This window comes from Rickettsia sp., assembly GCF_965035265.1.
Genome location: NZ_CBCDJS010000081.1, coordinates 1 through 5,904 on the forward strand (window position 1 = coordinate 1; position 5,904 = coordinate 5,904).

The window sequence follows — 5,904 nt, forward strand, 5'->3', positions numbered from 1 at the left end:
CCAAAAACTTCTGATGCTTCCTTTTGGCTCCTTCCTTTCTTTAGGTAATTTATTACTTTCTTCCTTAAATCTTCACTATATGGACTTGTTGACATTTTTCCTTGTATATTATCTTATTATTGCACCTAATACTATATGATTTACTATATTATAAATATGAAGAATTTATAAGTAATAAATTAGTTAATAGATACGAAATCACAAAAATATATGAAAATACTTATAGCTATAAAATAGGAAAAAAGTTTTATTCATGTAATTTCAAACCAAACAAAATTAATAATTTGGACTACAAAGAAAATAAATTTTTGGAAATAAAATATGCACGTAATGCTATATACGCCGCTATAAAAAACGGTCATACACAAACCGTTGAAGAATTAATAAAAGAAGTATTAAAAAATGCAGACTTACACTTAACCGTGTTTTCGGCAAGTAAATATGCTAAATATGATAAATGTACTAATATTATAGCTGAAGTAATAGAATTATTAGAACCGGAATCAAAAGTTTTCGCCTTCCGAATAGTAAAAAAGCATTATCAGGAAAATTTTACCGTATTAGCAAATTTTTCTAACGCTTTACTGATAGAGAAACACTTGGATGAAATAGTAGAGTTGTTAGAAAGTAAACTAGCAGGCATAGACAATGAAGCTTTAGCAAATGAAGATATAGGTAGTTGTTATTATAATCTCGGCTTAGCATATTACTCTAAAACAAATTATCAAGCTGCAAAAAAATATTATTTAAGTGCCTTAAAACATTTACCGAATGATCAAGATACGATTTTAGAACTAATTAAAATCTTTTTAAACACTAGTGAAATAAAAAGTGCAGCAAATTATATAAAGAATCTGGAATCTAAAGATATAAAGAACTTATTAGAAATGGGTCTTGATTTATCTACTATTTCTACAACCAAATTTAACTCAGTTAAAAATAAACCCGTTCCTAAAGCTTTTTCCTCTTTGATCTCAAATTTGGAGTATATAGCTAAATTTAATGAAGGTAAGTTTTCTTCTAATAATGATAAAATTAATACTTTTAAAAGTCTCTGTAAAAAATGTAATGATAACCACGTATTACTTTCGACGGCAATTTATACTAAACAAGATGATTTTATAAGAGAAATTGTAAAAAAATCTCTAAGAAAGAATTATTTCAAAATAAATATTTGTGGAAATTTAAAGCTTTATTTGGATTAGAAGAGGATACCGAAACTTCACAAATTGTTATTGATAACAATAATCTAGAAGGAAGAGAAGCAGCCGATTTAATTAATATCTCGAATACCGTTTCAATTGCTAAGGGAGAATTTGACTCTGTTGCTGAAAAGGTAGACAACGCTTTAAAATATGATCAAAAAAATGAAGAAGCTTTAGAAATCGGTATAGCTGCTTCTTTATTAAATAATAATCAAGAAAAAGCGAGAGAATATGCAGATCAATTAAGCGAAGAAAAACAGCAAGAAATTTCTACAAATTATTCTAGAGATAACAAAGCAGAAAGCATAGGGGAGCTTATTGAACAATATGATCCAAAAGAAATACATGCTTATTACCAACGGGTAAAACAACAAAAGTTTTTTGAAATTAGTCGAAAATTTACAAATAACCAAGTAGATCCAAGTTGGAATATTGATAAAAAGATCATTAAAAAAGATGATACTTTTTTTGTAGGCAAATATAAAGGTTTAAATTGTTTTGCAAAAATTGCGAAAGAAGCAGTTGAAAAGAAACCAGATAATAACCTTATTGATTCTTTTACTCGGGCTATAGAAAAAGGTATTACATATTGTAAAACAGGCATCAATGGAGTTAAATTTTTACAAAATAAAGCGGTAGAACTTAAAATTGACGGTGACATGCGTTTATTTACAAATCTACTTTATAAAAATTCCCAAGAAGAATTATTAATAAATTTTGATCATTATGGCAACCATGATGAGGCAGGAAATTTTGCTAATAACCATAAATTAATAGAGGTACTTGGGGATTTAACCGTATTATAATACACGGTTGCGTAAATACCAATGTCATTCCTGCGAAAGCAGGAATCCAAAAAATAGTCTTAATATTGACAAAATAAACCTAAAAAAATAAGTTTTTTGTAGGTTTTACTAGATTCCCGCTTTTGCGGGAATGACATAGAACAAAAAATGTCCGGTACTATAGGCTTGACCACGGGATCTAAAAAACAACTTATAATACTGTTAACAAACTATATAATTTTTCATGGATGTTAGTTAGCTTACCTAGATCATTTCCGCCTGCTTGAGCAATTGCAGGCTGTCCACCTCCGCCACTGCCGCCTAAGAATAAAGAGAGTTCTTTTGCAATTATACCTGCATTAAATTTATCTGTGATAGCTTTACTCACCGCAACCGTAATAGATAATTTACCAATCCCTTCAGCAATATATACTACTATTAAATCTTCTACTTTATTTGTTAATTGTTCAGCAGCTTGGCGTAATATTTTATTATCTATATTTCCTACTTTTTTGTATAGCAGCTTTATCCCTGCTATTTTTTCGGCTTGCTTTTCAATCTGCTCTACGTTTAAATCTAAACGGGCTAACAGGACTTTTTCAAGCTCTTTCTCAAGCCCTTTATTTCGTTCCAAAATATTGTTCACTTTGGTAATAAGCTCGTTTTTGTTAGTCTTTAAAGTGCTTTCTACCGATTTAAGTAAATTATCTTTTTCTCTCATTAATTTAATTACGAATTCACCGCAAACCGCTTCAATTCTACGAACACCGGCAGCTATAGCACTTTCGCTTGTAATCTTAAAAGAGCCAATATCACCGGTACGTCTAACATGCGTACCTCCGCATAATTCTAAAGAGTTATCGCCCATCTTAACTACTCTGACCTCAGAGTCGTATTTTTCACCGAATAATGCCATAGCTCCGTGTTTGACTGCATCTTCAGTTGCCATTAATGTAGTATTTACCTCATGATTGTCTCTAATAATCTCATTTACTTTATCTTCGATTAAAATAATTTCTTCATTAGTCACAGCTTTAGAATGGCTAATATCAAAGCGTAAATAAGTCGGAGCAACTAATGAACCTTTTTGTGTAACATGCTTACCGAGTATGTTATGTAATACTGCATGTAATATATGCGTTGCCGAATGGTGAATTCTTAAATTTTGTCTATATTTGATGTCTATACTAAAATTAGCATTCTCGCCTACGTTAATCTGCCCCTTTTTCAAAATACATTTGTGGACTATAATAGAGCCTAAATATTTTAAAGTATCTATTACTTCTACTTTAGAATCTTTTGCAAATATCATCCCAATGTCACCCATTTGACCTCCGGACTCACCGTAAAAAGGTGTTTGGTTGCTGATCAACAAAAATTGTGTATCTGTTTCCTGAATATCATCAACTAAATTATTATCTTTAATTAATGCAATTATTTTACATTCTGCTTCATTAAGCGTATATCCTAAAAATTCCGTGCTACCATATTGCTCTTTGATATTAAACCATAGCTGATCGGTTTTTGACTCACCGGAACCAAGCCAAGATTTTCTAGCACGTTCTTTTTGTGCAAGCATTTGCTCTTCAAACCCTTTATGATCAACGGAAATATCACGGTTTTTTAAAATATCTTCGGTTAAATCAAGTGGAAATCCATAAGTATCGTATAATTTAAATGCTATTTCTCCTGATAATTCATTACCTTTTGTTAGCGTTTCTGTTTCTTCGGTAAGAAGCTTTAATCCACGTTCTAAAGTAGTTTTAAACCTAATTTCTTCTTGTTCTAAGATACTGCTTATAAAGCTTTCTGCTCTCTTAAGTTCAGGATAAACATTCCCCATCAAATCAACAAGTTTCGGTAGTAACTTATACATTAACGGCTCTTTATTCCCTAAAATATGAGCATGCCGCATGGCTCGCCTCATAATGCGGCGAAGGACATAACCACGTCCTTCGTTTGAAGGGATGACGCCGTCAGCTATTAAAAAGCTACTTGCTCTTAGGTGATCAGCAATAACCCTATAAGAAAATTTAGCTTCTCCCTCTACTTTTACCTTTACTATGTTTTCAGTAAAATCAATTATTTCCTGAAATAAATCTATATCATAGTTGTTGTTAACGTGCTGCAATACTGCCGTCATACGCTCAAGACCCATACCAGTATCAATAGATTTTTGCGGTAACTCTATTCTAGTATTCTTATCGACTTGTTCATATTGCATAAATACCATATTCCAAATCTCGATAAATCTATCACCATCTTCATCTTTAGTACCGGGAAGCCCGCCATATATTTGTTCTCCGTGGTCGTAAAAAATTTCGGAGCAAGGACCGCAAGGACCCGTATCGCCCATAGACCAAAAATTATCGTTTGTGTTAATTCTAATTATACGATCATCACTAAGATTTGCTATTTTTTTCCAGTAAGAAACTGCTTCATCATCAGTATGATAAACCGTTACATATAGCTTTTCTTTTGGGAGTTCAAATTCTTTAGTCAATAAATTCCAAGCGTAATATATGGCTTGTTCTTTAAAATAGTCACCAAAAGAAAAATTACCAAGCATTTCAAAAAATGTGTGATGTCTTGCCGTATAACCGACATTCTCAAGGTCGTTATGCTTACCGCCGGCTCTAAGAGATTTCTGACTAGTTACCGCTTGGTTATAATGCCTTTTTTCTTGTCCAGTAAAAACATTCTTAAATTGCACCATTCCAGAATTAACAAACATTAAGCTAGGGTCATTGTGCGGAATTAACGAGCTAGCCGGTACATGCGTATGATTATTTGCTTTAAAGTAAGTTATAAATTTACTTCTAACTTCTTCGGTGGTAAATTTAGTCATATAGGTTATAATAATTTAAAGTTTCTTTATACTCTGAATCGTGATTAAAATAAATTTATTTATGCAAAATATTTTTGATTCAATCAAATTACATCTTGTTAAATTTGCTACAAATATTTTTTCTTTCAAAAGAAAAAATATTGTGGTGCTACTAGGCAATAAAGGTGTGTTTCTTAGTGCTTTTCTCGATAATAAATTATTAGATAAATTATTTATTCCTACTCAAGAACAGATAGACTTAAACCCTTATAAAAACTTTTTTAATAAATTTCCAAAAAGCGATATTTATTTTTTACTTGACGGCAGCGAATGTAAAACACGGCACGATCAAATACCTATATTACAGTCAATAGTTAAACTTGATCCTATTGAACAATTTATCGAAGGTTATTTTAATAAAGAAGACATTATAGCACATTGTGTTTACGAAATTACTACTACGCCAAGTGAAATTTGGTCGACTTTAATTATGTCAGCTCCATTTGAAACACCTTTAAGCGATATAATTTCATGTATTATAGATAAAAGGTCGCTTGATTTAAAAGGAATTTATTTTTTAACATTAGAGCTAAAAGTTATTATAAATAAAATAGTCGAGAATATAGAAAATAATAAATATAACGATTATTTCCAAATTTGTGTATATGTATCACAAGCTAGCGGTATAAAATTTATTATCAAACATAAAAATAATATAATAACAATTAGAAACCTTGAGTATCCATTTGATAAGACAATCGGTTATATTCAAGGTATTATAGAACAAGAAATTAATGATTGCTTTATATTATTTAAAAACTATATAAGTAATCTTGATCAAAAAGCCTGTATAATTCTTATAGTAGATGAAGAGTTAAAATCTTTATTAGAATCAGCAAATTTTGAAAATCACCCTGTAATCTTTATACCGGTTGATAATATACTAAATGAGCAAACTCTAGAAAAAGAAAGATTTATAGATACAAATATTAGTAGGTTATTTCTAGAATATAAGAGTTTTCCCGCTTATAATAATAATTTAAAATCAATAAAAAAACTAGTTACTATAAAGGATCTAACATTTAAA

5 protein-coding genes are annotated in these 5,904 nt (G+C 30.4%); 3 read left to right on the forward strand and 2 right to left on the reverse strand.

All coding sequences use genetic code 11. From position 1 onward, the window contains the following. The coding region (locus tag AC1Z7D_RS05625) for an IS630 transposase-related protein (protein ID WP_482602730.1) at positions 1-95 on the reverse strand (95 nt) is incomplete at its 3' end. A 24-nt stretch (positions 96-119) separates the two neighbouring features. Between AC1Z7D_RS05625 and AC1Z7D_RS05630 the strand changes: the two genes are divergently transcribed. Further along, positions 120-1,205 (forward strand): tetratricopeptide repeat protein, encoded by a 1,086-nt coding sequence (locus tag AC1Z7D_RS05630; RefSeq protein ID WP_482602722.1) that lies wholly within the window; start codon positions 120-122, stop codon positions 1,203-1,205. Further along, positions 1,175-2,011: a hypothetical protein gene (locus tag AC1Z7D_RS05635; RefSeq protein WP_482602724.1), complete on the forward strand. Its 837-nt coding sequence runs from the start codon at positions 1,175-1,177 to the stop codon at positions 2,009-2,011. The genes AC1Z7D_RS05630 and AC1Z7D_RS05635 overlap by 31 nt, the downstream gene beginning before the upstream one ends. A gap of 190 nt (positions 2,012-2,201) precedes the next feature. Here the strand turns inward: AC1Z7D_RS05635 and alaS are convergent, their stop codons facing one another. Then, entirely contained in the window at positions 2,202-4,838 is a 2,637-nt protein-coding gene (gene alaS / locus AC1Z7D_RS05640; RefSeq protein WP_482602726.1) for an alanine--tRNA ligase, read from the reverse strand. Positions 4,839-4,878: 40 nt separating this feature from the next. Here alaS and AC1Z7D_RS05645 point away from each other — a divergent pair. After that, the coding region (locus AC1Z7D_RS05645; RefSeq protein WP_482602728.1) for a hypothetical protein at positions 4,879-5,904 on the forward strand (1,026 nt) is incomplete at its 3' end.

What these genes read in the sequence shown, in the direction of transcription:
- alaS (WP_482602726.1), bottom strand. Translation starts at nt 4,838, where the DNA reads ATGACTAAATTTACCACCGAAGAAGTTAGAAGTAAATTTATAACTTAC.